Raw genomic sequence first — 26,240 nt, 5'->3', positions numbered from 1 at the left:
ATTCGCGGCTGTTTCCGACGTATACGATCCCGATCGCACGAGAATTTCTCACTGAACTAGCTGAGAAACATGATGTCGAAGACGCTCTGTTTCTCGTCGATGACGCAGACGATCTGATCGGTGGGCTCCGCCGCGAAAACTACAGCTACCGTGTCGAACAACACGGCTTCAGAAATTCTGTCGAACGTGTCTTTAGAGAAGTAGAACGACGAACCTCTTCGTTTTCAAACTGTTTCAGCCATGTCGATCCACCGACCGCGGAAACGTGGTTGCAAGCCCACGCCGTCTGGTGGAATCATGCTTAAGTTAACACGACGGGTCTTTGGAGGCGTTCACCGCTGATCTGCGAGCATCAGTTTATAACCGAGCGGCTGGAGATTTGGAGGCGTTCACCGCTGTACGATCTACTGACGAAACCGATCGAGACGCACGCTTCAGCGGCCGGCTGTTTCGGACGGATACCGTCTGAGAGAGAGGATTTTAAGCGAGTAACCGCCGCCTAACTCCGTAGTCGACCGTGTTCGACTTTGAGACACCGGTCTTGAACCACGTCGATCCCGTCCGCTTCAGCGGCCGCGGCCGCCTCGTCGTGACTGATCCCGAGCTGGAGCCACAGCGCGCCGGCGTCGCCCCGCTCGGCGTGGCGCTCGCGGACGGCGTCGGCGATCTCCGGCACCTCCTCGCTCGGTCGGAACACGTCGACGAGGTCGATCGCTTCTTCGACGTCGCCGACCGCGTCGTACGCCGGCTCGCCGAGCACTTCGTCGGCGAACGGGTTCACCGGGATCACGCGGTACCCCTCGTTCTGGAGGTACGCGGGCACGTCGTGGGCGGCCTTCCCGGGCGTCGTCGAGCAGCCGACGACCGCTATCGTCTCGGCGTCGAGCAGGCGGTCGAGCCCCGCGTCGTCGGTGATAGGCATGGCTCCGCGTACGGTCGCGACACGATTAAGCGGATCCCACGGTCGTCGCGGTCCGGGAACTGGCGCGAAGCGCCGTCTGTCGGTGTAAAAACCGGCGTGAGCCGCCCCCGTCTGCTTAGGGAAGCCGGATCTCCGGCTCGCCGTCCTCGGGGACGGTGACGATCCCGTCGAACAGCTGCTTGAGCGTGTTCATCGCTTGGTCGTCGTGGGCCGTCGAGTCGATACTGTACAGCCCCAGTCCGTCGACGCTCTGGACTCGGCCGGTGAACACGTGGAGGAACCGGAACACCGTCTGGAGGTCGGAGTACATGAGAAGCGTCGACAGCGAGTGGACCATCACGCGGTTCCGCTCGATGCCGCGGTCGCCGAACGCCTGGAGGAACTCGGAGAGCTTGATCCCGATCCCCGTCATGTCCACCGGCGAGGAGGCGTACTTGATCCGGTCGGACTCGCGGGTGTCGCCGCCCTGCTGGCGGGTGACGCAGTCGACGACCGCGACGGGTTTCCCCTCGTAGGGCGTCCGCTTCTCGTAGTCGCGGAGCACCCGGTCGGCGCCGTCCTTGGTGGTGACGACGATGCTTCCCTCGTCGCGGTCGGTCCCCGCAGCGAGGATGTCCATCATGATCGACCGCTTCCCGCTGAGCGGCGGGCCGGTCAACAGGATGTTGGTCCCGGGCTCGACCTCGGCGTCGAAATGCGGCGTCAGCTCATACATGGACGCACCTCGAAGGCGGCGTCGTCGGGGCGAGCCTCTCGTTCGGCCGCGAGGCCGTACGACCAGGACACATCTACTACCGAAACATGCCCGCTCCGAATAATATTCTTTTTGATCGCCCCTTGCGAGCCGGTCGTGCGCCTCAGCGCGGTCGTGGCCCCGATCAGCTGGCAGATCCCGGTACACACGCGGGGCCGCCCGGTGCCGGGGCGCCGGGACGTGTCACGCGACCGAATCGATCGCGAGCGGTACCGGCCGCAGACCGGCGGACTGCGCGACGGCGATTTCGAATCGCGGGACTTAACATGCTCTCGCAAGTACATCGCGGTACGGGCGCTTAGCTCAGTTTGGACAGAGTGCTTGGCTTCGGACCAAGTTGCCACGGGTTCAAATCCTGTAGCGCCCATTCGCTTTTCGAACGATCTAAATCCGACAGACTGCGGCAAGTCACTTATAAATCGACTCTGGCTGCCAAATTCGATTTCGTTCGATAGTCGAACGATTCCGAATGAGGCGGGGTTCAGTCCGACGGTTCGCGTACATCTTATCGAGGCTGGTAGGTGGTTAATCAAACGGGTCGCGATGGAATATCCGAGTGGTCCTCTTCAGTGCGTCACATACCGCCGTCAGCGTGGCCGAGGGACCGTCCTACTTGATTATCACGACCAATAGTTTGGCACGTAATTACTTATCACACTACTGGGGACCCCCAGATATGTTAAACAACGTAAAAATTGACCAACTGGACCTCAGACCGAAGCTCATCATCGCGTTCGTCTTGGTGGCGCTCTTGGTGGGCGTCACCGGTGCGGTCGGCTACCAGGCCGTCGGCACCGTCGACGAGGAGGCTCACATCATCTCCGAGGACGCCGACAAGATCGACGCCTCGCTGAACATGCTCGTCGCCATCGAGGAGCAACAGGTCGCCGTCCACGCTGCCCGCTTGGGGGAGGAGGGCGAACGTGAGGCGTTCGAGGCGGCCGGACAGCGGTTCGACGAGTACTCGGCGGCGCTACAACAGCAGGACCTGAGCGAGGACGAGCGAGGGGAGCTCGAGGAGCTACAGACGCAACACGAGGAGTACGCCGCGGTCGGTCAGGAGCTGTTCACGGCCTTAGACGCCGGCGAGACGGACGTGGCACGGGAGAAGAGCGACGAGCTGGACACGCTCGTCGCCGACACCAAGGACTCCGCGACCGCACTCGAACGGGCGGCCATCGAGGACAAGGAGGCCTCGGTCGTCGCCGCCGATACCACCACACAGAACGCGCGCACGGAGGTGCTCGGACTGACTGTCGGCGCGTTCGTCGCGGCGGTGGCGATCGGGCTGTTCGTCGCCGGTCGCATCACGCCGCCGATCACGCAGCTGTCCGAGGGGCTCGTCGCGATCAGCAGCGGCGACCTCGACACGCCGGTCGACCCGCACGTCGAGAGCGACGAACTCGGTCGGATGGTCGACGCGTACGCCGAGATGCGGGAGAATCTCCGAGGCGTGTTCTCCCAGATCGAGACGGCGAGCGACGGGCTGAAGAGCGGGGACCTCGGCTGGAAGTTCGAGGCCGAATATCCCGGTCGGTACGGCGAGACGGTGAGCGACCTCGAGACGGGCGCCGCCGAGCTCGCCGCGAGTTTCGACGCGATACAGCGCGTCAGCAGCGGTCTCCAGCGCGGCGATCTCACGGGCGACGTCGACACGGACCGCCCCGGACAGTACGGCAGCGTGCTCGACGACCTCGACGTGGGGACCACCCAGCTATCGAACAGCTTCGACCAGATCTCGGCCGCGAGCGCCGGGCTCAAGCGCGGGCGACTCGCGCAGGACATCGACACCGACTACCCCGGGGCGTACGGGGACGTGCTGGCTTCCCTCGACGGCGGGATCGACCGGCTCGGCGACAGCGTCGGCAGCGTAAAATCGATCGCACAGAACGTCGCGGCGTCGAGCGACGTGGTCGCGCAGAACACGGAGGAGGTGAAAGACGCCAGCGAGGAGGTCGCCGGGTCCGTCGAGGAGATCTCGTACGGCGCGGACACGCAAAGCGAGAACCTCCAGGAGGTCGCCAACGAGATGAACGACATGTCGGCGACAGTCGAGGAGATCGCATCGTCGGCCGATCAGGTGACCGAGACCGCGGAGACCGCGGTCGATCGGGGGAACGCCGGCCGCGAGTACGCCGCGGAGGCGACCGAGGAGATCGAGTCGATCGAGACGCAGGCGGACGAGGCGGCCGCGCAGGTCGAGGCGCTCGAGGCGGACATGAACCAGATCGGTGAGATCGTCGAGATGATCTCCGGGATCGCCGAGCGAACGAACATCCTCGCGTTGAACGCCTCGATCGAGGCGGCGCGCGCCGGCGAGGCCGGTGAGGGGTTCGGCGTGGTCGCCTCCGAGGTCAAATCGCTTGCGGAGGAGGCCGGGGAGGCGACGACCGCCGTCGAAGAGCGGATCGAGACGGCGCAGGCGAGCACGACCGAGACGGTCGGGCGGATGGAGCGGATGAGCGAGCGCGTCGAGCGCGGGTCGGAGACGATAGAGAACGCGATCGAAACGTTCGACGAGATCGCGGACGCGGTACAGGAGGCCGAGAGCGGCATCCGAGAGATCAGCGACGCGACCGACGATCAGGCCGCCTCGACGGAGGAGGTCGTCTCGGTGGTCGACGAGGTGGCCAGCGTGAGCGAACAGACAGCCGCGGAGTCGAGCAACGTGTCGGCGGCGACCGAAGAGCAGACGTCGTCGCTCGCGGAGACCGCCGAAACCGTTCAGGACCTCTCCGCGCTGGCCGACGACCTGAACCAGCAGGTCGCCGGGTTCGAGACCGAGCCCACGACCGCGGCGCAGGCGTCTCCGGGGTCCCGAGCGGCGACCGACGGGGGCTCGTAACGCACCGGTCGGTTCAGTACGGGGTTGGTACCCGCCGCGTGCGCCGAGACCGCCCGCACGCCGCGCGCCCCACTAGCTTTTTGTGACTCGTCCGGTTCGCGGTAGTCGTGCCTATTCGGAGAGCGAAACCCGCGGAGTCACTCTACGCGGAACTCGCGGAGTACGACCTCGTGGTCACTCCCGACGCCGCGCTGGCGAGCGCGATCAACCGCCGCCTCGACCGCCCACACTTCGGGACGTTCGCGACCACGCCGCGCCGCCTCGCGGCCGGCCGGCGCGAGCAGGCGGAGGACCGCCGCGCGTTCCTCGAACTCGTCGGCGAGACGGACCACGACTGGAAGGCGGTCGCGTACGCCGTCGGGAACGTGCTCCAGTGTTGGGAACACACGGGGCGTCTCGACGCGATCTTCGCGTACGACGCCTACGTCGACGACGCGACCCGCGAGGTCGTCGAGGTGATGCGCACCCTCCGGACGACGTCGAAGCGGCTCAGCGAGTACGCGATAGACGGGGATCGAGGGGTCGACGAAGACCAGTCCGTCGCCGTGGTCGGCCACGATCAGCTGACCAACTTAGAGCGCAGCGTCCTTCCGGACGCGTTCGACCGCGTCGACCTGTTCACGGACGAGGCGTTCGATTACCCGCCCTTCCACGTCTTCGAGTCGGCGACCGATATCGTCGCCGCGCTCCTCGACACGGTCTCGGCGCGCAACGCCGACCGCGTCGCCGTCGTCCTCGACGGCGGCGGGAAGTACTCCTCGCTCGTCGAGTCCGCGTTCGAGGCGGCGGACATCCCCTTCTACGGCGGCCCGGGGTTCGCCGACGACCCGCACCACCGAGCGTTCCTCCGGCTCCTCCGGCTCTGCTTTCAGGGCTCGGAGACGACCGTCGGCGACGCCGCCCCGGTCCTCTCGCGGCTGGGGATCGACGCGCCGATCGCCGACCGCGAGCGGCGCCTGGAGGCCGTCGACCGACCGGGCGTGGAGTGGCTGCGGGCGTTCCGCGACCGCGTCGAGGACCGGACGTTCGCGGCGGCGCTCGACGCGTACGCGACCGAGGCCGGCGTCGACCTGAGCCGGCTCGACGAGGAGCTGGAGAGTCTCGGTCTCGCCGACGACCGCGTGACGGAGGGCGCCGTCGGCCGGCTCGCTTACTACCTCCAGACCTACGAGGTCCCGGTCGACAGGGACAACGAGGGAGTCATCCTCGCCGACGCGAAGTCCTCCGCCTACGTGGACCGCCCCGTCGTCTTCCACCTCGGCATGGGCGAGGAGTGGACACACTCGGCGCCTCAGCGGCCGTGGGTGGACACCGAGACGCAGTTCGAGCGCTACGTCGGGAGCTTCCAGCGCCTGCTCCAGAGCGGCGACCGTCGGTACTACCTCGTTCAGGACGCCGCCGGCGGGGAGCCGATCACCCCCTGTCTATACCTCGGCGACCTCCTCGACGAGGAGTTCGAACGGTTCAGCGACCTCGACTCGGTCGAACACCGGCGGCGACCGCGGCCGACGGGCGCGGGCTTCGACCGCGAGTCGACCGGGGTTGCCCCCGAGTCGGTCGAGACCGTCAGCCAGTCGTCCCTGAACAGCTACGTCAACAGCCCGCGGGACTACCTCTTCGGGCGGCTCCTCGACGCCCCCGACCGGGAGCGGTTCGTCGAGGGGAACCTCTTCCACGACTTCGCGGAGTTCTACGTGAACCACCCCGAAGTCGTCGCGGCGGCCGACACCGACGACCTCGTCGACGACATGGTCGCGGAGGCCGAGGCGTTCTTCTCGGCCGCCGACGAGACGCTCCGCCGCCGGAAGTACCGCATCGGCCTGGAGCTGATAACGGAGTACCTCGACGGGGCGGGGCCGGACGCTGACGACTTCCTCACGCCGTCCTCGGGGTGGGGGACCAACTTCTTCGCGGAGCGCTTCGGCGAGCCGGTCGACTCGCCGCTCACCGAACGCTGGTTCGAGGACGACGCGCTCGGCGTGAAGGGGAAGATCGACTTGGTGCGGTCGCCCACGCAGCTCCTCGATTACAAGAGCGGGCGGAAGAAGCGACTCACGCAGGTCGTCACGGGCGCGGCGACCGATCCGCCGGCGGACGTCCCGAACTTCCAGGCGGCGCTGTACCTGACCTACTACCGGACGGTCCGCCCCGACGAGCGGCTGGAGTTCACGTTCTTCCACTTCCTCGAACCGATGGCCGACGTCATCGCGGGCGACGCCGACCTCGACGACGCGCTCACGACCGTCACCTACCACCCGGTCTCGTTCGACGAGTACGTCTCTTCCCGGGAGGCCTTCGACCGGCTGCTCGACGGCTACGCCGACTGCCGAGAGACGTTCGAGGACCTCGGTTACGCCGCCTACGAGGGGATCGTCGCGCAGCTGACGTTCCCGGAGACGACCGACAGGGGTGAGCTGCGCGACTCGGAGTTCGCCGCGGCGTTCACCGCCGCGGTCGACGCGGAGACCGCCGCCGACGTCGACGCCGAGAAAGGGGTAGACCAGGCGATCCGCGAGCTCAACGGCGCTCGGAAACGGGCCTTCTTCGAGGAGGACCTGGACGCCTTCGAGGCGTTCGTCGAGGAGCGCCTCGACGAGCTCAACGCCAGACGGGCCGGCGAGGAGCGGTTCCCGGTCGACGGCCTCGCGGGAGAGCCGAACTACCGGCGCGTGGACAACCGCGACCTGCTGTTGGGGGGCGACCGATGAGCGAGCCGACGCCGAACGACGCCCAGCGGGAGCTCATCGAGAGCACCGAGGGGCCGTACCTCGTCGACGCCGGCCCCGGGACCGGGAAGACGTTCGCCGTCACCCGGCGCTACGGGCGGATCGTCGACCGGCCGGACGTGGAGCCGGACGACGTACTGCTCGCGACGTTCACGCGGAGCGCCGCGACGGAGATGAAAGAGCGGATCGTCGACCACAGCGCGTACGACCTGCGAGAGCTGGCCGACGCGCCGATCCGGACGTTCCACTCGCACTGCCACGAGCTCCTCCGAGAGCACGGGTTCGCCGCCCCGACGCACCTCGGCCTCGACGAGCGGATCACGGGCTCGACGCGGATCCTCGAAGACGAGCTGATCGAGGCCGAGCGGTTCCGCGAGTTCTTCGGCGGGTTCCGCGACGACCACCCGGAACACGCCGACTTCTATCGGGCGCTCTCCGCCCCGGGCGAGCTGCTCGACCTGATCGAAGAGCTCGCGTCGAAGGGGATCTTCCCGACGGCAGACGGCTGGTACCGGAACGGCGAAGCGCACCTCGACGGCGACTTCGCGGCGTTCGAAGACCGGTTCGACGACGTGAATCGGCCCCGGAACGACGGCCGGAAGCAGTCGAAGCTGCGCGGAGACCTGAGCGGGTTCGGTCGGGACAAGGCGTACCGCCCGGACGCGCCGTCGAAGTCGACGCTCCGCGGCGGCCGGGGGACGAAGCGGCTCGACGACGACGTGGCCCGGCAGGTCTTCTACGAGGACCGGTCGGCCCTCAAGGCGTTCGTCCACGACGTCTACGTCGAGTACCTCCGCTTCGCGCTGCGCCGCAACTACCTCTCGTTCAGCTTCCTCCAGCTGTTCGCGTTCGTCCTCCTCTGCGAGGACGAGCGCGCCCGCGAGGCGGCGTCGTTCGAGTACGTCATGGTCGACGAGTTTCAGGACACGAGCGAGGTCCAGTTCAAGCTCGCCCTGTTGCTCTCCGGGAGCGACAACTTCTGCGTCGTCGGCGACTGGAAGCAGAGCATCTACTCGTTCCAGTACGCGGACGTGCGCAACATCACGGAGTTCGGAGCGCGGCTGGAGCGGTTCGCCGCGGACCTCAACGACGACGCGGACCGGGTTCCGTTCGACTCCCCCGACCCCACCACGATCGAACTGCGGGAGAACTACCGGTCGACCGAGTCCGTTATCGACCTCTCGGAGCGGGCGATCGTGACGCCGGCCGCGAGCGGCGACGCGGTCGACACCGACCTCGATGACGTCGTCGAGCTCTCCTCGAACGCCGCCTTCGACAACACCGTCGTCGAGGGGGTGCGCCACGAGGACGAACACGAGGCCGTCCTCTCGAAGGTACAGGAGATCGTCGGCGACAACGACTACGCCGTCGAGGGGGAAGACGGCGAGCCGCGGCCGCCGGAGTACGGCGACGTCGCGGTGTTCACGCGGACGCGAGACTACGGCCGGGAGCTCCTCGACGTCGCCGACGAGTACGACTTCCCGTTGGCCTACGACGGCGGGATCGAGCTGTTCCGGACCGATCCGGCGAAGCTGCTGCTCGCGTGGCTCCGGATCCTCGAGTCGGACGCCGACCGCGGCTGGGCGGTGGTGCTCGAACGGATCGGGTACGCGTTCGACGAGATCGACCGCCTCCTCGAGACGGGGTCGTACCCGGCCGAGCCAGCCGCGTTCCGCGACGAGCTCTGCGAGCTGGCGTCGGTCGGCGCGGTGGCGCGTCGTGTCCTCGACCGCTACGGGTTCACGGGCGACGTCGCGGACGTGCTCCTCCACACGGTCCAGTCCGTCCACGACTCGACGACGGCGACCCGGGGCGAATTGATCCGGCACATCGAGCGCGGCGTCGAGACCGGCAGTACGGTCGACGTCCGCGCGACCGCGGGCGACGACGCGGTGACCGTTCAGACGATTCACACCGCGAAGGGGCTGGAGTACCCGATCGTCGTCATGGCGAACATGAACGCGGGCCGCTTCCCGGCGCGAAGCGGCAGGTCAAGCGTAATTCAGTATCGCGACCCGGTCGGCCTTCGACAGCGGAAGCTGTACTCGGAGGAGGCGGAGCACCCGCACGTGTACGACAGCTGGCGCCACGACGTCATCAGGCGCTGTCTGCCCCGGGCGTACGACGAGGAGCGGCGGCTGCTCTACGTCGCGGTGACGCGCGCGGAGAGCCACGTCGTGTTCGCGGCCGGCGAGGACCCGAACACGTTCCTCGAGGAGCTCCCGGTCGCCGTCGAGGAGATCGAGCCGGACGTCGAGCCCCTCGACCGCGGCGAGCCCGCCGACGCGGAGCTGCCGTTCGCGGTGACGGCCCCGGACGGGCCGATCGGCCACACGCCGCACTCGCTGATGGACGAGTCGGTGTTCGAGCAGAGTGGCGAACGGCCGGAGACCGGCCCCGAGGCCGAACCCGAACCCGAGACCCGGGGGATGGACTTCGGCTCGCGGGTCCACGACTTCGCGGAGGCGTACGCGCTCGGCGACGACGTGACGCCGTCGAACGACCACGAGCGACGGATCGTCGAACTGCTCGACGGGCTGTCGGGCGAGAAACACGTCGAGGAGCCGGTGACGCTCCCGATAGACGTCGACGGCCGCCGGGTTACCGTCTCCGGGATCGCCGACCTCGTCCACGAGACGGCCGACCGGATCGAGGTGATCGATTACAAGACGGACGCGACGCGGCGCGCGGAGTCGGAGTACAGAAAGCAGCTCAGCGTCTACTACCACGTCCTCGACGAGTGGTTCGCCGACAAGCAGGTCGAGACGAGCCTGTTCTACACGAGCGACGGGACCCGCGAGCGGATCGAGCCGCACTTGACCGAGGAGCTGCGCGCGTTCGTTCGGGCGGCCGAGTCGGCCACAGAGTGACGGCGTCCCGCCCGACGGAGTGGCTTTTTGACGACGCGAGACGGACGACGCGTATGGCTCCAGCGTTCGGCTCCCCTGCCAGACTCGGAGTCGACGATCGCAGCCGTCCGACGACGCCGGAGGTGCGCTCGTGAGCGACGACGACGCGGGCGGCGCGAGCGACGGGGAAGGATCCGGACCGCTGGACGCGTTCCGACGGTTCTTCGCGTTAGAGCGGGACGTGCTCGTGCTGTCGGTCGCGATGTTCGCGTTCAGCCTCGGCTTCCAGATGACGAACCGGTACCTCCCGGAGTACATGGTCGCGCTCGGCGCGTCCGGGTTCGTCGTCGGGCTGTTCGGCACGTTCGGGAACGTCATCTCGGCGCTGTATCCGTACCCGGGCGGCGCAGTCTCGGACCGGATCGGTTCGCGGTACGCGCTGACGCTCTTCGGTCTGCTGTCGACGCTCGGCTTCCTCGTCTGGCTGGTCGCGCCGAGCGTCGGGCCGCTCGCCGTCGCCGGGTTCACCGTCGACCCCTGGATCTGGATCTTTGTCGGTCTCGTCCTCGCGCAGGCGTGGAAGTCATTCGGGCTCGGCGCGACGTTCGCGGTGGTGAAGCAGGCGACGGACCCCTCCCGGCTGGCCGCGGGGTTCGCCAGCACGGAGACGTTCCGGCGGACGGCGTTCCTCGTCGGCCCCGTGCTGGCCGCCGTCCTCATCGGGCTCCGAACCGATTTCACGGTGAGCTTCCAGTTCGTCCTCGCGGTCGCGGTGGGCTTCGGGATCCTCGGCACGCTCGTCCAGCACGTGCTCTACGACGCGAGCGACGACTCCCTCGGCGGCTCCTTCGCCGGCCTCGACCAGATCCGGCGGGACCTCCGGGAGATGCCGGCGCCCCTCCGGCCGCTGCTCGTCGGCGACACGCTCGTGCGGTTCGCGAACGGGATGGTGTACGTGTTCTTCGTCCTCGTCGTCACCCAGTTCTTCGAGGTCGGGCTGGAAACGACCGTCGCGCTCGGCGGGTTCGCCTATGACGTCGACCTCTCCCCGCAGGCCTTCTTCGGCTACCTCCTCGGCGTCGAGATGCTCGTCGCGCTGCTGATCATGGTCCCCGCCTCGAAGCTCGCCGAGCGGGTCGGCCTGAAGCCGGTCGTCGCGGTCGGCTTCGCGGTGTACGCCGTCTTCCCAGTCGTGCTGATCTACGCGCCGGCGCTGGCTGGGTCGGCGCTGCCGCTCTGGGCCGTGATGGTCGCCGTCTTCGCGTTCTCGGGGCTCCGGTTCGCTGGGCTGCCGTCGCATAAGGCGCTGATCGTCGGGCCGGCGGAGCGGGGGATCGGCGGCCGCGTCACCGGGACGTACTACCTGATACGAAACACGATCGTGATCCCGAGCGCGGCGGTCGGGGGGTACCTGTGGGACTTCGTTAGCCCCGAGGTCGCATTCACCGTCGCGGCCGTCATTGGCGTCGCCGGCACCGGCTACTTCCTCGCGTTCGGACGGGAGTTCGAGGCGTACTCGTGAGACGGCGGTCCCGCGCGAGACGGTGCCCGTCGCGGGGGCGGGCGGCGCGCTGACCGGCCGCGGGTCGCCGTCACGCCCGCTCCGCCCACGTGGATTTAATTGAGTGCCGACACCCGTACTACCCATGCCGACACCCTACGGCGAGTGGCCCTCGCCGGTGGCGCCCGACGACGTCGCCGCCGGCGTGCGGTCGTTCGCGTCAGTCGCGACCGACGGCGACCACGTGTACTGGCTCGAACGCCGCCCCTCAGAGGGCGAGCGCGGCGTCGTCTGCCGCGCCCCGACCGACGACCCCGACGCCGGACCGACCGAGGTGACGCCCGCGGACCTGGACGTCCGGACGCTGGTCCACCAGTACGGCGGCGGCGACCTGCTCGTCGTCGACGGGACGCTGCTCGTCGCGAACATGGACGACCAGCGGCTCTACCGCCTCCCCGCGGACGGAAGCGCGGTCGCGGGCGACGCGGAACCGGTCCCCGTCACCCCGGAGCCGCCCGAACCGATGGCCGACCGCTACGCCGACATGCGGACGGCCCCTGACGGCGAGACGGTGTACGCCGTCCGCGAGCGACACGCGGGACCGGGGACCGACGAGGAACCCCGGAACGAGTTGGTCCGATTCCCCCTCCGTCCGGAGTCCGAGGGCGTTGCGGACGGAGACGATCCGAACGGAGACGATCCGAACGGGGACGACGCGGACGGCGAGGACGCCGGCGTCGCGGACCCGGTCGTCGTCGCCGAGGGTCACGACTTCTACGCCGCACCGCGGCCGGAGCCCGACGGCGACCGGATCGCGTACCTGCGCTGGGACCACCCGAACATGCCGTGGGACGGCACCGAACTCGTCGTCGCGGCGGTCGACGAGGCGGGCGGTCTCCGGGACGAGCGCGTCGTCGCGGGCGGTCCCGACGAGTCGGTCGTCTCGCCGAAGTGGTCGCCCGACGGCGTCCTCCACGCCGCCGCCGACCGCACCGGTTGGTGGAACCTCTACCGCTTCCGAGCCGGGTCCGGAGGTGACGACAGCGCCGAGGGTGCGAGCGCCGACGCCGACGCGCTTCCGACGGCCGCGGACGCCGAGAACCTCCGCGAGACGGCGGCGGCGTTCGGCGTGCCGATGTGGACGCTCGGCGCGTCGACGTTCGCGTTCCTCGACGACGGGCGGATAGCGACGCTGCTCACCGACGAGGGCGAACCGAGCCTGCGGCTGCTCGACCCGGAGACGGGCGACCTGACGGACGCGGAGCTCCCGTACACCTCCTTCCGGCCGGCCTCGGTCCGGTCCGACGGCGAGCGCGTCGTCTTCGCCGGCCACCGGACGGACGCCCCGAGCGCGGTCGTCTCGTGGCGACCCGACGGCGACGGCGCAGGGACGACGCGCCTCCGCGAGGCGACCGACGACGCCCTCGACCCCGCGTACGTCTCGGAGCCGGAGTCGCTCGCCTTCCCGACCGGCGACGCCGTGGGCGCCGAGGACGCGACGGCGTACGCGTACTACTACCCGCCCCACAACCCGGACGTCGAGCCGCCGGTCGACGCGACACCGCCCCTGCTCGTCCGGGTTCACGGCGGCCCGACGAGCCGGTCCGAGGCGTCGCTGTCGTCGACGGTCCAGTTCTGGACGACCCGCGGCGTCGGTGTGCTCGCGGTGAACTATCGGGGGTCGACCGGCTACGGGCGCGCGTTCCGCGAGGCGCTGAAGGGGCAGTGGGGGGTCCGCGACGTGCTCGACTGCGTGAACGCCGCGCGGTACGCCGCCGAAGAAGGACTCGCCGATCCGGACCGACTGGCGATATCGGGCGGCAGCGCCGGCGGCTTCGCGGTGTTGGCCGCGCTCGCGTTTCACGACGCGTTCGACGCGGGCGCGAGCTACTACGGCGTCGCCGACCTCCGCGCGCTGGCCGAGGAGACCCACAAGTTCGAGTCGCGCTACCTCGACGGGCTGGTCGGCCCGCTCCCCGAGGCGGCCGACGTCTACAAGGCGCGGTCGCCGGTCGCACACGCCGAGGGGATAGCCGAGCCGCTGCTGCTGCTCCAGGGCGGGGAAGACGAGGTCGTCCCGCCCGCGCAGGCCGAGGCGATGATCGACGCGCTCGTCGCGAACGAGACGCCGTACGCGTACGTGGAGTTCCCGGAGGAGCGACACGGGTTCCGCGACGCCGACAACGTCGCCCGGGCGCACGCCGCCGAGCTCGCCTTCTACGGCGCGGCGTTCGGCTTCGATCCGGCCGGGGACGTCGCCGACCTCGAACTGCTCGTCGGCGAGCGGCCGGACTAGCCGCGGCGGGGGTCAGTCTCAGTCCGCCGGCTCAGGCGGATCGCCGCCCTCAGACGCTCGCTGCCGTTCCGGGAGCGGCCCGTCGTACCCCTCCGGAATGTACGGGCAAAGCGGGTCGCTGCCGGTCGGGTCGCCGGTGACGGCGTACGCGCGCGACCGGCTCCCGCCGCAGACGTGACGGTACTCGCAGGCGCCGCACTTCCCCGAGAAGCCGTCGGGGTCCCGGAGCGACTCGAAGAGCTCCGCGTTCCGGTAGACGTCGACGACCGACCGCTCGCGGACGCTCCCGGCCGACTCGGGGAGGAAGCCCGACGGGTACACCTCGCCGGTGTGGCTGACGAACGCGAAGCCGCGCCCGGCTGTGATTCCGCCCCGCCGTTGCGCGGATCCGTCGGTCTCGCCAGCCTCCGCCCGCTGGATGCCCACCCGGCGGTAGAACGGCGCCTCCGTCGTCTTGACGCCGAATCGCTCCTCCTCCGAGGCCTCGTGGAGCCACGCCATCGCGTCCTCGGCGCGCTCGGGCGAGATCGGGTCGAGGACGCGGCCGCGACCCACCGGGACGAGGAAGAAGACGCTCCAGAGGACGGCGCCGAGGTCCCGGACGCGGTCGCGGATCGCGGGGAGGTCCTCGACGGTGTCGGCGCAGACGGTGGTGTTGACCTGAAGCGGGATCCCGGCGTCGCGGGCGGCGCGGGCGGCCTCGATAGTGTCCTCGAAGCTCTCCTCGCCGCGGAAGGCGTCGTGGCGCTCCCGGGTCGGTCCGTCGAGGCTGAGCGCCATCCGCGCGATCCCCGCGTCGCCGAGGTCGCGGACGCGCTCGGGCGTGAGCGACCGCGTCCCGCTCGGCGTGATCGTCATCCGGAGGTCCAACTCGTCGCCGTGCGCGACCAGCTCTGTGAGGTCGTCGCGCGCGAGCGGGTCGCCCCCGGAGAGGACGACCAACTGTCCGTCACCGAACTCGGCGGCGTCCTCCAGCAGTCGCTTCCCCTCCGCGGTCGTCAACTCGTCGGGATGCCGCTGCGGCCGCGCGTCGGCCCGGCAGTGCCGACACGCGAGCCCGCAGGCCTGCGTGACCTCCCAGACGAGTACCAGCGGCCGCCGGTCCGTGTCGAGGTCGTCGAACATCGCTCACGCCCGACTACGATCCGGACCCGTTTGGGGTCGTTCCCGAACGTGTTCCCCGGCGGTAGCGGTGAACGATAGCGGGAGCTTGCGGGCGATCGACGGAAACGCGCTTCCGGTCGTATCGTGTCGGTCAGCTCGACCCGTGGGGCTATCTTTCTTCAACGAGAGCACCGTCGTTTACGACGGGCGTGGATCCGACAACGACTCCGCAACCCTCGTTTAAGAAATACTGATATGTAATCGACAATGTCTCGTCGTTCCGCGGCACGGAACGGCAGCGGCGAGCGACGACACGGGTTTCCCTCCTGAGCGTCTACTCCCGGCAATGGCACAACGGTCCCTCCTCGTTCGCGCGCTCTGGTTCGTTTTCGTCGGCTGGTGGGCGACACCGATCGTCGTCAACGCCGCGTGGTTGCTCAACGTCACGGTCGTCTTCCTTCCGATCGGTATCAAGCTGATCAACCTGGTGCCGACGGTGCTCACCCTCGCGGAGCCGCGGTCGCTCTCGGACCCCGACTCGGCTCGGGGGCAGCGGTCGCTCGTCGTCCGCGGGATCTACTTCGTCCTCGTCGGCTGGTGGCTGAGCCTGCTGTGGGCGAACGTGGCGTCGGCCCTCGCGATTACGGTTGTGGGGCTGCCGGTCGCGATCTGGATGCTCAACCGGCTTCCGTACGTCACGTCGCTGTACCGGTTTCACGGGTAGACCGGTCGCCGACAGATCACGCCTCGAAGGGCGTCGGATCGAACGGCGTCGCGTGCTCCCAGTAGCCCGAAAACGTCTCCGCGGCCCAATCGCGAACTGCCGAGTCGTCGGTGTGGATCGCCGCGCGGAGGATCCCGCCCTCGTCGCGGACGAGCAGGTACACCGTGTCGTCGGCGATAGTGACTGAAAGCGGTACGCTCCCGTCGGCGACTCGAATCGCTGCGTCGTCGTGGTCGGCGAGCGCTCGCACCTGTGCCCAGAGCTGATCCTCGGCTGCGAGGGCCTCGAGCGTGCTCGACGAGAGCACGGCCTCGAACGTCTGTCGACCACCGGTGACGCGGCTGTGCGCTGTGGCGAGGCTCTGCTCGTTCAGGGTGTGCGAGACCGCACGCAGCGTCGTCGCACCTTCCATGCCCTCGAGCACGCGCTGAAGGGGCGCGCTCGGTCGGGTCCGACTCGGCACCGTGACCGTCGCGTCGGCGAGATGACGGAGGTCGAATCCGAACTCCGCCGTGGGAAGGTACGCGACCACGTCGCGGAGTTTCCCCTCGGTTTCCAGTACCGCGACGAGATCGTCGATCCCGTCCGCCACCAGCTCCCCCGTAGCGGTCGCGACGTACTTCCCGCCTTCCCGCGTGACCCACGACCGCTCGGCGAAGTCCTCGAGGACCCGACCGAGCGTCGCTTGCGACGCCCCGGTCGTCGCCGCGAGTTCTCCCCGAGTGCGGGGCCGGGTCGCCAGCAGCCGTAGCACCTCGACGCGGTTCGTCGAGCGCGCGAGAAACTCGATTTCTTCGAGCGGCGCCTCCATACAAGCTTCAGTCCCTTTACGGATAAACCGGCTTCGCTCCCGCACGGGTTTCACGCCATGAAATGTTATCACTATGGGCGAACGTTTCTCAACGCCGAATATTTTCTGAATTTCGTTAAATATCTGGGGAACCTTCGTTGAACTGTGACTGATATACGGTCTCTAATTGCCGGTTCGCGTGACAGCGATAGCGAGGTGTTACGCTAACGTGTTCACTCGACGGTCTGCCGTGTTGTTCGTCGTCTCTGCGCTGTTGTTCGGCGGGACGTTCGTGGCGGCGAAGGCCGGCCTCGCTCACCTGCCGCCGCTGTTCTTCGTCGCCGTTCGGTTCGATATCGGGGCCGTCGTGCTCGTCGCGTTCGCGGTGATGCGCCTCTCGCGTGCGGAACTCCGTCCGCGGACGGCCGGCGACGTCGCCGGGATCCTCGCGACCGGCGTGCTGGTGATCGGACTGACGAACGCGCTGCTTTTCGTCGGGCAACAGTACGTGACGAGCGGCGTCGCGGCCGTCATCTTCAGTCTGAATCCGATCTTGACGCCGGTGTTTGCGGGCCTCCTGCTCACGGACAGTCGGCTCTCCGGCCGCGGTGTCGTCGGGATGGGACTCGGGCTGCTCGGCGTCTTCCTCGTGGCGAACCCGTCGCCGTCGGCGCTGCTCGGCGGCGGATTGGGCGTCCCGCTCCTCTTCGCGGCAGCGGTGACGAGCGCGTTCGGCGCGGTGGCGATTCGCCGCGCCGATGCGACGTTGTCGAGTACCGCCCGTACCGTCTGGGGGGTTCCGCTGGCCGCCGTCCTCTCGCACGCGCTTAGTTTCGGCGCCGGCGAGTCCGTCGCCCCGCTCTCGGTGCCGCCCGTCGCGGTCGGCGCGTTGCTGTACGTCGGCGTGTTTTCGGGCGCCGTCGCGTACCTCGCGTACTTCGCGTTGATCGACGAGACCGACGCGACCCGAGCGAACCTGTTGTTCTACTTCGTGCCGATCGTCTCCACGGTGGGTGGATGGGCGCTGCTCGGAGAGACGCTCTCCGTGCTGTCGGTCGCGGGATTCGGCGTGATTTTCGTCGGCTTCCTGCTCGTCAGCGGCCTCGCCGTTCGCCCATCGGCTATCATCCGCTCGGTGGCCTCGGATCGGTTCCTCGAGGATCGGTCTGCTTAAACGGCGTCGCTTCACCGGCGAGTTGACGGACCCGGCCGAGTGGCGGAGCGGTTCGACGCATACTTCGCCGTCGGCGGCGAGTTCCTCGTGAATGAGTCGCTACCGGACGGCCGGCCGCTTCTTGTTGCTGTGTGCGGTCTGGGGAACCGCGTTCATGGCGACGGACGTCGGCCTCGCGGACCTCCCCGCGGTACCGTTCGCGGCCGTGCGCTTCGACGTCGCCGCCGCGCTGCTTTTCGCTGCCGTCCTCGCCTCCGGCGTGGACGTCCGCCCCCGGACGCGGGACGACTACGTCTACGTGCTCGTCGGCGGCGCCCTCATCATCGGCGCCCACCACGCGTTTCTCTTCGCCGGCCAGCGGTACGTCACCGGCGGCGTCGCCGCGGTTCTGCTGGGACTCGTCCCCGTCGTGACGCCCGCGCTCACCCGGCTCGTCTCCACCGACGAGGAGTTCACCGCCGCCACCGCGCTCGGCGTCGCGCTCGGGTTCGTCGGCGTCGTCATTATCGCCGACCCCGACCCTTCGAACCTCGGCGACAGCGTCCTCGGTGTCGCGCTCGTGCTCGCCTCCGCGCTCGCGTTCGCCGTCGCCGCGGTCGTCACCCACAGCCGATCGCCGTCGATGCCGTTTATCTCCACGCAGGCGTGGATGATGGCGGTCGGCGCGGTGGTCCTCCACGCCGCCGTGGTCGCGCTCCCCGGGCAGTCGTTCGCGACCGCCACGTGGAGCCCGGCCGCGCTCGGCGCCACCGCGTACCTCTCCGCGGTCGCCGGCGTCGGCGGCTTCCTGCTGTATTTCACGCTGTTAGACGACCTCGGGCCCATCGAGATGAGCTTCATCGAGTACGTGATCCCCGTGTTCGCGGCGCTGGCGGGCTGGCTCGTGCTCGGCCAGGAGGTGACGCCCGCGACCGTCGTCGGGTTCGCGTTCATCCTGGCGGGGTTCGTCGCCGCGAAGTGGCGGGCGCTGCGCGGCAGGTGACATCCTCGCCCGGCGTGAACGCCGGGGCTTCCACCGCAGGTGGAATACCAGCAACGTGCTGGATTGAGGTTTCAAGACGTGTTCGCGTCACCGGTCTCCGGCTCCGCCCCCGCTCCCACCGCTGGTGAGCTAGACAAAACCTTGTCATTGAGAGCCCGCCTTTCGGACAGGAGTCTCTCGCTCGATGACGTGTCTTCGTGGGCCTGCCACTGGCCCCCACTCTGTGGCGAGTCATTGCCTGCCGATTTCCAAGGCAGGCTCTCTCCCCACGGATTTAATCGCTGTGCGATTTTGGCTGCTGCATTCAAATCCGCCTGATACTCCGACACCCAACACTCATCGTTCGTACACTTGAACGTACCCTGATGCGGCCGGTACCCAATGTGCTGACAGGCGTGGCACGTTTTCGACGTGTGATGCGGATGCACGTATTCTACAGGAATTCCGCGCTCTGCTGCCTTATCCTCGATGCGTGACTGCAACTGGGAGAACAGCCACTTTCCGAGGCGACGATTCCAGTACTTCCCAATATCTTCATCTGTAATGCCTTCGAGGAATTCGAGAACGATAACAGGATTCTCGAACTGGGAAGCGTATTCAACGGCTCGTGTAGAGGCTTTTTCGATTTCGTCTTCGATGGCGTCTTGCCACCGCCCCCACACGAGGTCATCGAGAAGCTTCGACGCGTATCGTGGTTTCAAGCGGTCTTCGGCACTGGCTTGTTTTTGTCGGAGGTGTCGGACGCGACTACCATCTACGAATAACGGGTCAACGGGCGTGTTGTCTCGGAGGGCACAGCCCACCAAGAGCTTGGCTTCACCCACATCGAACCCAATCGGCGTCACATCATCACTTGTGGTCGAACATGCGTGGTCTGGTTCGACTTCGTAGTTCGCGGCGACATGCAACACCCAGCGACTTCCATCACGTTGCAGGCGGAGTTCGCCAGCCCATACACTGTCGTCGTCTTCGTCAATCAGAGAGTGCCACCAGTCTTCTTGCTCAGGATTCAACTGGAGCGGAATCCAAAAGTTCGTCCCGTGACCGGGAAGTGGGACTTCCCAGCAGATTTCGTGGTGGCGGTCGTCATCGTGGTCGAAGACGGCTGCGGTGTTCGCGTAACGGATTGGATGTGTGTCTGCGAGTTGTTTTGCATCATACGTGTCCTTGTCGAGGAGATTCGGCACGTATTGTTTGAGTGCGTTTTTCGAGTGCCAGTTGAGGTCTTCACCGCTGACAACCTCGTTGACGGCACTCATCGTGTCGCACTCGTCGTTGAAACTCTCGCGCAGGAGAGCCTCGTATCGCTCGTCTTCGTCGTGGAGCTTGCGCTGCTTGTGCTGAGTGGGTGGGGCAAGATACGCTTCGAGCGTCTTGCACTCTTCACTCATTCTTCCACAGAGTCAAGGCCTTCTTCGATGAGTTCGGCGTATGCGAAATCCATTCGCAGGCCGTTCTCACGAGAGTATTCTTTCACTCGTTCGTGGAGGTCGCTCCCACGATCGATGGCGATGTCAACTCGCATCCGATTTTACGTACGTTTTTTCGTACTATAAAGGTTTGTGTTGGCGTGAGGTATTCAGGATGCTGTCGCTCGTGGTTTGCATAGTGGAGTGACGCGATTCACGCCCCCCGTGAACGGCGGGATTCTCTCGCTGCTTAAAGATAGTGCGTGTCTACAAGCAGTCTGTCGACTCGCATCGAACCGGCCAGTGATCCGTCTGCGGTGAAGTACGGTCTCTACCGCGGCTTAATCATACTGCGTATAAACAAATTTGGATAAGGGGGGGTCGAAGACAGTTCCAAATCAAATTCTAGCCACCTCGTTGTGCGACAACTGCTCCCGTTCGAGCTCAGTTGACTTCGATGACTTCGACGTCGAACGTCAGCGTCTCCCCGGCGAGGGGAGGGTTGAAGTCCGCCCGGACGACATCCTCGTCGACGTGGATGATCTCGCCTTGGCTGCCGTTTTGCGCCTCGAGGTACGCGCCCTCCTCGGGGAGCTGCCCGCCGAGCATCTCCCGGAGCTCTCCGGTTTCGAACTCCTCGACGTTCTCCTCGCTGGGTTGCCCGTAGGCCTTCTGCGGCGGAATCGTCAGCGTCTCCGTCTCACCGGCCTCTAGTCCGATCAGCCCGTCCTCCATCCCATCGATCACCTGCCCGGCACCGACTTCGACCGTCAGCGGCGTATACTCGCGGTCGGGCTGGGCCTCGGCGAGTCCCGCCTCCTCGGCAACCGATTCCCGCGAGGTGTCGAACACGGTGCCATCGTCGAGTCGGCCGGTGTACTCGATCGTCACGGCGTCGCCAGTAGCTATCGACATACCGAGACGAGACGCGCCACACGGAAAGGCTGTGGCATCCGTGGCTACCGGCCGCGCTCCGCGCGAACCGATAACTGAGTGGCTTACTCGGAGGTGAGAGATTCGACCGCGGCCACATCGTGTCCGGCAGCGTATCCGTTCAGCTTGGCGGCGATCGGCGACTCACGCAACGCGTCGTCGTCGTATCCCGCGGCATCGAACGCATCCATGAGCGAGGAGACGGACCGGAGCCTGTACTTTTGATGGTAGTCTTCGGCGGGGTAGAATCGGGAGAGCCGCTCGATGCGCGTGTCGATAGCGTCGGCCGTAACCCCCCGGGACGTGAGGAACGCTTCGAGGGTCGCTCGCTGGGTATCCGTCGCCGTGAGGACGACGTTTTGGTACTGCGTTTTGCTGGGCTGACGGCCTGGGGTGTGCGATTCGAAGACCAGGCTCAGCAGGTCCCGGTAGGTGGTGGTGTCCGGATCGAACTCGATCTGGAACACTTCGGTGTGGTTCCCCAACGAGTGGTACGTCGGGTCGCGTGTCGTGCCACCGGCGTATCCCACGCGCGTGCGGACCACGCCGTCGATCGCGCCGAACCGGGCGTCTGGGCCCCAGAAGCAGCCGAGCCCGAACGTCGCCGTTTCGGTTTCGTCGCTATCTACCGCACGACGGTCGTATTCTTGAATTCGTGTTTCTGTGAGATCCATCGGTGTCACTCGTCTGTAGAGCCGTCGCAGCGCGGTTCGTGGATCGGACGGCATCTACGCTCAGTCGGGCTTCCAGACGTATATGTTGTCGAGCTATCTCACACCGGCGCGTCCAGTCGACGCCACCTTCTTGTCCGTACTACCCGAAGATTACGTGTAAGACCGTTCTCGTCGCCGCCGACGGCACGACGGGCGCGACCGACGCCCGGAGACTACAACGACGATTTCATCCATCGACCGTTTTTATACGCGAGGTCGACATCGTCGCGTATGGTACGGCCCTCCCGTCGGCGCTTCCTCGGAGGAAGCGCCCTGACGCTCGCAGCGCTGACCGGCGTTCTCGCGCCCGAAACCGACGCGCACCGTTCCGCCCGTCCGAGAGACCTCGACATCGACATCTCGGGGCCGCTCGCCGACGCGTTCCTCCCGCTTCCGGCGGGCGACGCGCTCTCGACGACGTATGCGACGGTTATCGCGGAGCGCGTCGACGCCGACACCGAAGACGACCTGAGCTACCGCGCCCGTTCCGCGACCGACCGGCTCGACATCGATGCCGACGAGTTGGCCGCGACGGTCGGGATCATGCCGGCCGACCGCGGGACCCAGTTGGTGACGGCGGCCGGAAGCTTCGACCGGCTCGACCGCGGTGAGACGATCGCGGTCGGCGAGGGAGGCGACGGGTCGAACGACGACGACCCCGCGGAGGCCGAAACGACGGACGACCTCCCCGCCGGCTGGCGACTCTTCGATGACGGGGAGACCGCGTTCGTCACCGGTAACGGGGTCGCAGCAGCCGCGACCGCCAGTAGCCATTCGCCGCGTCCTCGCGGTCAGTCGAACTCGTCGGCAGAAGACCTGAGCGAGCGGCGGATCGAAGCTGCTCGCGCCGCCGGACGTGCGGCCGCCGACGAGGCCGACCGCTTTGCGGAATCGCCGCTGGGCACGGCCGCCCTCCCTCGGCTCGGCGGGTTCGACACTGTCATCTTGGTTCCGGACGCCGCCGGCGGCCCGTTTCCGCTCACGGTCCCCGACGAGGTAGCCGCGTTCGCCGCCGGCTTCGAGACCGACCCGGAAGGCCTCAGGGAACTCGACGGAACTGCGGAGAACGCGTACGTGATCCGGCCCGACGGTGACGCCGACGGTCTCGACGACGAGGCAGTCAGGCGACTCGTGCGGACCGTCGATCCCGCCGACCCGGTCGAGACGGATATCACCCGTACCGACGGCGTCGTGCTCGTCGACGCCGTCGTCGAGGCCCCGCCGGAACTCGACCACGAGGCGTCGCCGGACGCCCGCGTTCGGTCAGAGTTCGACCGCGCCGCCGGAACCGTGACGTTCGAGCACGTCGACGGCGAGGCGGTGCCGGCCGACGAGCTAGAGGTGTGGCACGACGGCGAGGAGGTGAGCGACGCCGTCCTCGACGCCGACGAGTTCGCGGCCGGCGATGAGATCACGCTCGAAACCGGACTGATCGCGACCGTCGCGCTGCGGTGGTTCGACTCGGACGCGAACGTCTACGACACGTACGCCAGCGAACGGGTCGACCGCGAGGCGTTCGCCGTCGACTACGACATGCGTGAGGAGACCCTCGAACTCACCTACGAGGGCGAGCGCTCCGCCGACGCGAGCGACCTTCGACTGGTCCACCGCGGCGAGGGCGCCGTCCGAACGGTGGGCGAGGAATTCACCGACGGCACGCTCGAGCCCGACGACACGGTCACTGTCGAGGACGTGTCGATCGGCGACAGCGTACAACTGACGTTCGACGTTGAGCAGCCGTCGGGCGGCGGCTCGCTCGTCCACTACCGGGCCCGCCCACCGCGCGTCTGGATCCACTCGCACGCAGAGGACGGGACCACGGTCAGGTACGACGGCGAGGAGTCGCGTCCTGCTGACGCGTTCGTGACACTGCTCGACGGAGAGCCGACCGACGCGCAGTTCGCTGACGAGCACGACGCGCTCTCGGGCGACGAGGAGTTGGTCCTCGGCGAACTCCCCCTGGGGAGTACGGTCGCCGTAGAGTGGCGGGAGCCGGACGAACCGGTCGTCGTCGCCGAACACGAGGTCGTTCCCAACACGCGCGCGTCGATAGAGTACGACCCGGAGGCGGGCGAGGTCACGGTCCGGCACCGAGGCGGTCGGACGCTTCCCACGTCGGAGCTTGAGCTCGAGGCCGGTCGGACGCCGACCGACGTCCAGCCGGCGGACGAACTCGACGAGTTCGGTCCCGACGACTCGTTCAGCGCTCCGGTGCCGCCGCTCTCGCGGGTGCGACTCGTGTGGACCGGCGGCGACCGCGACCACCATCTCGGCGGCACGACAACGGCACGCGACGCGGTCGCGGCGACCTACGACGCCGACGCCGAGGCCATGACGATCGAGTACATCGGCGAACAGCCCGCCGACCCCGAGCGGCTGCGCGTGTCGGTGAGCGGTACCGGCGCGCCGCGGGGTCGAGAACGAGAGCAGGAGTCAGCGTTCGCGGCCGAGTACGACGAACTAACGGAGGGAGACACGGTCACGGTCGACGACGTCGGGCTCGACGACACCGTGGTCGTCAGCGTCCACACCGAGTTCGAGAACGGGTCGGCGACCAGCTCCGTCGCCCATTTCTCGGCGGCCCCCCGCCGCGGATTCGTCGTCGACGACGGGACTGGAGGCGACAGCGACGGGGCGGAGACGACGCTCCGCTACGTCGACGAGGTCCGTCGCGACGCCGACGTCTTCGAGGTGCTGATCGACGGTGACCCCGCGCCCGATCAGCCCGCCGACGAGACGGGCCGGCTGACCGGTGGGGAGACGCTGTCGCTCGGCACGCTGTCCGCCGGCACGACGGTCGCCGTCGAGTGGACGGCCGGCGACGAGACCAGAACCGTAACGGAACACGAGATCCCCCCGCAGGCGACGTTCGAGGTCGCGTATGAACCGTCAGACGACGGCGACGGCGGCGTGGTGACGTTCACCCACGTCGAAGGCGACTCACTCGACGCCGACCGGGTCGACGTGGTCGTGGAACCCGCGACCGACGGGTTGCGACCCTGGGACTCCGACGCCGACGAGGTGGCCGCCGGCGACGAGACGAGCGTCAAGATCGACGCGGAGCCGGGGATGGCCGTCGTCGTCTTCGACGAGAGGGAGGTACTCCACCGCGAACCGCTCAACCACGACGAGTAGGACGGTCTCGTTACTCGTACCATCTTGACCGAGCGAGACCGCGTCGTCGGCCTGCCGGTTCTCGCGCAGTTCCGAGAGAAACGTCGAGGAGATCGCGTAGTCACCTGTACTTCGAACCCTCCGTAGTCAGGTCGCGGTCTCGTTGCTCGGGGCCGCATCGCCCTCGGCGCCTCCATCTCTCTCGCCGCCCCGATCTCCCTCGCCGCCCCGATCTCCCTCGCTGCCCCGATCGTCCGCGGGGGCGCGCTCGCCGTCGGCCGGCCAGATCGCCGTGACGACCGCGTCTGTCGCGTCGGTCTCGACCGCGGCGTACGCGAACCCGCGGTCCTCCAGCCGCGGGAAGAGGAACTGCGGCGTCCGGTCGTTGTACTGGACCAGGACGTCGCCGTCGCCGAGCGTCTCGACGCGTTCGAGCGTCTCGCGCAGGGGCTTCGGCGGCCCGAGGTTCCGGACGTCGAGGGGGACCGTCTCCAGGTCCGTCGGCGCCTCTGTCCGCTCGGCCGCCGCTCGTTCGATCGCTGCCCGTTCGACCGCCGCGGGATCGCCGGGTTCGGAGCGCATGTCCGACCGTAAGGGCCCGATTCCCGGGTCGTTTGTGACGAACATGTTCCGGCAGTCGCCGCGGAGCCGAAGGTACTTCCACGCAGGCGTCGAAGCGGCGGGCATGGCACAGGCACGCCTCCGCGTGACGATCCCGGACGGCCCGTGGGTCGGCGACGTCTCGCGGGAGTTCCCGGACGCGCGGTTTCAGGTGTTGACTGCGACGCCGGACGACGGGGCCGGTTTCGCGCTGGTCCGGATCACCGCGGACGACACGGACCCGATCCTCGACGCGATCGACGACCACGAGACGATCACCCACTCCTCGGTGATGGCCGAGGACGACGGGATGGTCACCGCGCAGGTCGAGGCGCTCGTCCCGCTGTTACAGATGGTCGCACGGCGGGCGGGCGTCCCCATCGAGATGCCGGTCGAGATCCGCGACGGCGTCGCCCGCGTCGACGTCACCGGCGACCACGGGCGCGTCGCGGAGTTCGGCGACGCCCTCCGCGACGTGGGCGCGGAGTTCGAGGTGGAGTACGTCCAACAGCGCGTCAACCCGGGCGGGTCGCTCACGGAGCGCCAGCGCGAGGTCCTCTTCGAGGCGGTCGACCGCGGCTACTACGACGTGCCCCGCGAGTGCACGCTCACCGAGGTGGCCGACCACGTCGGCATCGCCAAATCGACCTGTAGCGAGGTGCTCCAGCGCGTCGAGCGCACCATCGTCAGGGAGTTCGTCGACGACCTCCCGCGCCGCCCGATCGACTTCGAGTCGCCCGAAGACGACGGCGTCGAGCGGATTCAGTAGCGACCGAAGAAGACCTGGGCCGAGAACGCGTGCGG

19 protein-coding genes, 1 tRNA gene and 1 pseudogene are annotated in these 26,240 nt (G+C 67.8%); 12 read left to right on the top strand and 9 right to left on the bottom strand.

Annotated elements, in window-relative coordinates; genetic code table 11:
- Positions 1-305 (top strand): annotated as a pseudogene (locus F3H13_RS16370) (IS6 family transposase); the annotation flags it as partial.
- Between the two features lie 194 nt (positions 306-499).
- Here F3H13_RS16370 and F3H13_RS10705 read toward each other — a convergent pair.
- Both F3H13_RS10705 and F3H13_RS10700 read right to left on the bottom strand, forming a co-directional pair.
- Positions 500-922 (bottom strand): CoA-binding protein, encoded by a 423-nt coding sequence (locus tag F3H13_RS10705; protein ID WP_149799020.1) that lies wholly within the window; start codon positions 920-922, stop codon positions 500-502.
- 115 nt (positions 923-1,037) lie between these two features.
- On the bottom strand, positions 1,038-1,637 hold the full coding sequence (locus F3H13_RS10700; protein ID WP_149799019.1) for an RAD55 family ATPase: 600 nt from the start codon (positions 1,635-1,637) through the stop codon (positions 1,038-1,040).
- A gap of 331 nt (positions 1,638-1,968) precedes the next feature.
- Here F3H13_RS10700 and F3H13_RS10695 point away from each other — a divergent pair.
- The 6 genes from F3H13_RS10695 to F3H13_RS10670 all read left to right on the top strand — a co-directional run bounded on the left by F3H13_RS10695 (position 1,969) and on the right by F3H13_RS10670 (position 13,893).
- Positions 1,969-2,043, top strand: a tRNA-Arg gene (locus tag F3H13_RS10695).
- Between the two features lie 309 nt (positions 2,044-2,352).
- Complete coding sequence (locus F3H13_RS10690) at positions 2,353-4,521, top strand: HAMP domain-containing methyl-accepting chemotaxis protein (protein ID WP_149799018.1); 2,169 nt, start codon at positions 2,353-2,355, stop codon at positions 4,519-4,521.
- A 107-nt stretch (positions 4,522-4,628) separates the two neighbouring features.
- Entirely contained in the window at positions 4,629-7,229 is a 2,601-nt protein-coding gene (locus tag F3H13_RS10685; RefSeq protein ID WP_149799017.1) for a PD-(D/E)XK nuclease family protein, read from the top strand.
- Positions 7,226-10,117, top strand: a complete 2,892-nt coding sequence (locus tag F3H13_RS10680; protein WP_149799016.1) for a UvrD-helicase domain-containing protein — start codon at positions 7,226-7,228, stop codon at positions 10,115-10,117. The genes F3H13_RS10685 and F3H13_RS10680 overlap by 4 nt, the downstream gene beginning before the upstream one ends.
- Before the next feature lie 130 nt (positions 10,118-10,247).
- Positions 10,248-11,618: an MFS transporter gene (locus F3H13_RS10675; RefSeq protein WP_149799015.1), complete on the top strand. Its 1,371-nt coding sequence runs from the start codon at positions 10,248-10,250 to the stop codon at positions 11,616-11,618.
- 124 nt (positions 11,619-11,742) lie between these two features.
- Complete coding sequence (locus F3H13_RS10670; RefSeq protein ID WP_149799014.1) at positions 11,743-13,893, top strand: prolyl oligopeptidase family serine peptidase; 2,151 nt, start codon at positions 11,743-11,745, stop codon at positions 13,891-13,893.
- An 18-nt stretch (positions 13,894-13,911) separates the two neighbouring features.
- Here the strand turns inward: F3H13_RS10670 and F3H13_RS10665 are convergent, their stop codons facing one another.
- On the bottom strand, positions 13,912-15,018 hold the full coding sequence (locus F3H13_RS10665; RefSeq protein ID WP_149799013.1) for a radical SAM protein: 1,107 nt from the start codon (positions 15,016-15,018) through the stop codon (positions 13,912-13,914).
- A gap of 325 nt (positions 15,019-15,343) precedes the next feature.
- Between F3H13_RS10665 and F3H13_RS10660 the strand changes: the two genes are divergently transcribed.
- The gene (locus F3H13_RS10660; protein WP_149799012.1) at positions 15,344-15,721 is read left to right on the top strand and encodes a YccF domain-containing protein; all 378 of its coding nucleotides are present in this window, start codon (positions 15,344-15,346) and stop codon (positions 15,719-15,721) included.
- 16 nt (positions 15,722-15,737) lie between these two features.
- Here F3H13_RS10660 and F3H13_RS10655 read toward each other — a convergent pair whose 3' ends face one another.
- The gene (locus F3H13_RS10655; protein WP_149799011.1) at positions 15,738-16,532 is read right to left on the bottom strand and encodes a helix-turn-helix transcriptional regulator; all 795 of its coding nucleotides are present in this window, start codon (positions 16,530-16,532) and stop codon (positions 15,738-15,740) included.
- Positions 16,533-16,740: 208 nt separating this feature from the next.
- Here F3H13_RS10655 and F3H13_RS10650 point away from each other — a divergent pair, with 208 nt between their 5' ends.
- Complete coding sequence (locus tag F3H13_RS10650; RefSeq protein WP_149799010.1) at positions 16,741-17,685, top strand: DMT family transporter; 945 nt, start codon at positions 16,741-16,743, stop codon at positions 17,683-17,685.
- A 91-nt stretch (positions 17,686-17,776) separates the two neighbouring features.
- Positions 17,777-18,667, top strand: a complete 891-nt coding sequence (locus F3H13_RS10645; RefSeq protein WP_149799009.1) for a DMT family transporter — start codon at positions 17,777-17,779, stop codon at positions 18,665-18,667.
- 71 nt (positions 18,668-18,738) lie between these two features.
- Here the strand turns inward: F3H13_RS10645 and F3H13_RS10640 are convergent, their stop codons facing one another.
- The 4 genes from F3H13_RS10640 to F3H13_RS10630 all read right to left on the bottom strand — a co-directional run bounded on the left by F3H13_RS10640 (position 18,739) and on the right by F3H13_RS10630 (position 21,683).
- Positions 18,739-20,058 (bottom strand): IS200/IS605 family accessory protein TnpB-related protein, encoded by a 1,320-nt coding sequence (locus F3H13_RS10640; protein WP_149799008.1) that lies wholly within the window; start codon positions 20,056-20,058, stop codon positions 18,739-18,741.
- A complete protein-coding gene (locus F3H13_RS16230; protein WP_188128050.1) occupies positions 20,055-20,192 on the bottom strand; it encodes a hypothetical protein in 138 nt (45 codons plus the stop codon). The genes F3H13_RS10640 and F3H13_RS16230 overlap by 4 nt, the downstream gene beginning before the upstream one ends.
- A 328-nt stretch (positions 20,193-20,520) precedes the next feature.
- Entirely contained in the window at positions 20,521-20,991 is a 471-nt protein-coding gene (locus tag F3H13_RS10635; RefSeq protein ID WP_149799007.1) for an FKBP-type peptidyl-prolyl cis-trans isomerase, read from the bottom strand.
- A gap of 83 nt (positions 20,992-21,074) precedes the next feature.
- Entirely contained in the window at positions 21,075-21,683 is a 609-nt protein-coding gene (locus tag F3H13_RS10630) for a peptide-methionine (S)-S-oxide reductase MsrA (protein WP_149799006.1), read from the bottom strand.
- 270 nt (positions 21,684-21,953) lie between these two features.
- On the opposite strand from F3H13_RS10630, the gene F3H13_RS10625 reads away from it, so the two are divergent.
- Positions 21,954-24,857 (top strand): hypothetical protein, encoded by a 2,904-nt coding sequence (locus tag F3H13_RS10625; RefSeq protein WP_223174408.1) that lies wholly within the window; start codon positions 21,954-21,956, stop codon positions 24,855-24,857.
- 126 nt (positions 24,858-24,983) lie between these two features.
- Here the strand turns inward: F3H13_RS10625 and F3H13_RS10620 are convergent, their stop codons facing one another.
- Positions 24,984-25,463: a DUF2249 domain-containing protein gene (locus F3H13_RS10620; protein WP_223174407.1), complete on the bottom strand. Its 480-nt coding sequence runs from the start codon at positions 25,461-25,463 to the stop codon at positions 24,984-24,986.
- Between F3H13_RS10620 and F3H13_RS10615 the strand changes: the two genes are divergently transcribed.
- Positions 25,462-26,205 (top strand): helix-turn-helix domain-containing protein, encoded by a 744-nt coding sequence (locus tag F3H13_RS10615; protein ID WP_149799023.1) that lies wholly within the window; start codon positions 25,462-25,464, stop codon positions 26,203-26,205. The two genes, F3H13_RS10620 and F3H13_RS10615, sit on opposite strands and share 2 nt — an antisense overlap.
- The last annotated feature ends 35 nt before the right edge of the window (positions 26,206-26,240 follow it).

Source organism: Halorubrum xinjiangense (assembly GCF_900102375.1).
GTDB classification, from domain to species: Archaea; Halobacteriota; Halobacteria; order Halobacteriales; family Haloferacaceae; genus Halorubrum; species Halorubrum xinjiangense.
The sequence above is the reverse complement of the archived record's forward strand: the minus strand, read 5'-3'. Positions and strand labels throughout refer to the sequence as shown.

Excerpts from the sequence above, each read along its gene's own strand:
- F3H13_RS10690 (WP_149799018.1), top strand. The coding sequence starts at position 2,353 with ATGTTAAACAACGTAAAAATTGACCAACTGGACCTCAGACCGAAGCTC.
- F3H13_RS10705 (WP_149799020.1), bottom strand. The coding sequence starts at position 922 with ATGCCTATCACCGACGACGCGGGGCTCGACCGCCTGCTCGACGCCGAG.
- F3H13_RS10630 (WP_149799006.1), bottom strand. The coding sequence starts at position 21,683 with ATGGATCTCACAGAAACACGAATTCAAGAATACGACCGTCGTGCGGTA.
- F3H13_RS10625 (WP_223174408.1), top strand. The coding sequence starts at position 21,954 with ATGGTACGGCCCTCCCGTCGGCGCTTCCTCGGAGGAAGCGCCCTGACG.
- F3H13_RS10635 (WP_149799007.1), bottom strand. The coding sequence starts at position 20,991 with ATGTCGATAGCTACTGGCGACGCCGTGACGATCGAGTACACCGGCCGA.
- F3H13_RS10680 (WP_149799016.1), top strand. The coding sequence starts at position 7,226 with ATGAGCGAGCCGACGCCGAACGACGCCCAGCGGGAGCTCATCGAGAGC.
- F3H13_RS10665 (WP_149799013.1), bottom strand. The coding sequence starts at position 15,018 with ATGTTCGACGACCTCGACACGGACCGGCGGCCGCTGGTACTCGTCTGG.
- F3H13_RS10620 (WP_223174407.1), bottom strand. The coding sequence starts at position 25,463 with ATGTTCGTCACAAACGACCCGGGAATCGGGCCCTTACGGTCGGACATG.
- F3H13_RS10660 (WP_149799012.1), top strand. The coding sequence starts at position 15,344 with ATGGCACAACGGTCCCTCCTCGTTCGCGCGCTCTGGTTCGTTTTCGTC.
- F3H13_RS10645 (WP_149799009.1), top strand. The coding sequence starts at position 17,777 with ATGAGTCGCTACCGGACGGCCGGCCGCTTCTTGTTGCTGTGTGCGGTC.
- F3H13_RS10670 (WP_149799014.1), top strand. The coding sequence starts at position 11,743 with ATGCCGACACCCTACGGCGAGTGGCCCTCGCCGGTGGCGCCCGACGAC.
- F3H13_RS10655 (WP_149799011.1), bottom strand. The coding sequence starts at position 16,532 with ATGGAGGCGCCGCTCGAAGAAATCGAGTTTCTCGCGCGCTCGACGAAC.
- F3H13_RS10700 (WP_149799019.1), bottom strand. The coding sequence starts at position 1,637 with ATGTATGAGCTGACGCCGCATTTCGACGCCGAGGTCGAGCCCGGGACC.
- F3H13_RS10640 (WP_149799008.1), bottom strand. The coding sequence starts at position 20,058 with ATGAGTGAAGAGTGCAAGACGCTCGAAGCGTATCTTGCCCCACCCACT.
- F3H13_RS16230 (WP_188128050.1), bottom strand. The coding sequence starts at position 20,192 with ATGCGAGTTGACATCGCCATCGATCGTGGGAGCGACCTCCACGAACGA.
- F3H13_RS10615 (WP_149799023.1), top strand. The coding sequence starts at position 25,462 with ATGTTCCGGCAGTCGCCGCGGAGCCGAAGGTACTTCCACGCAGGCGTC.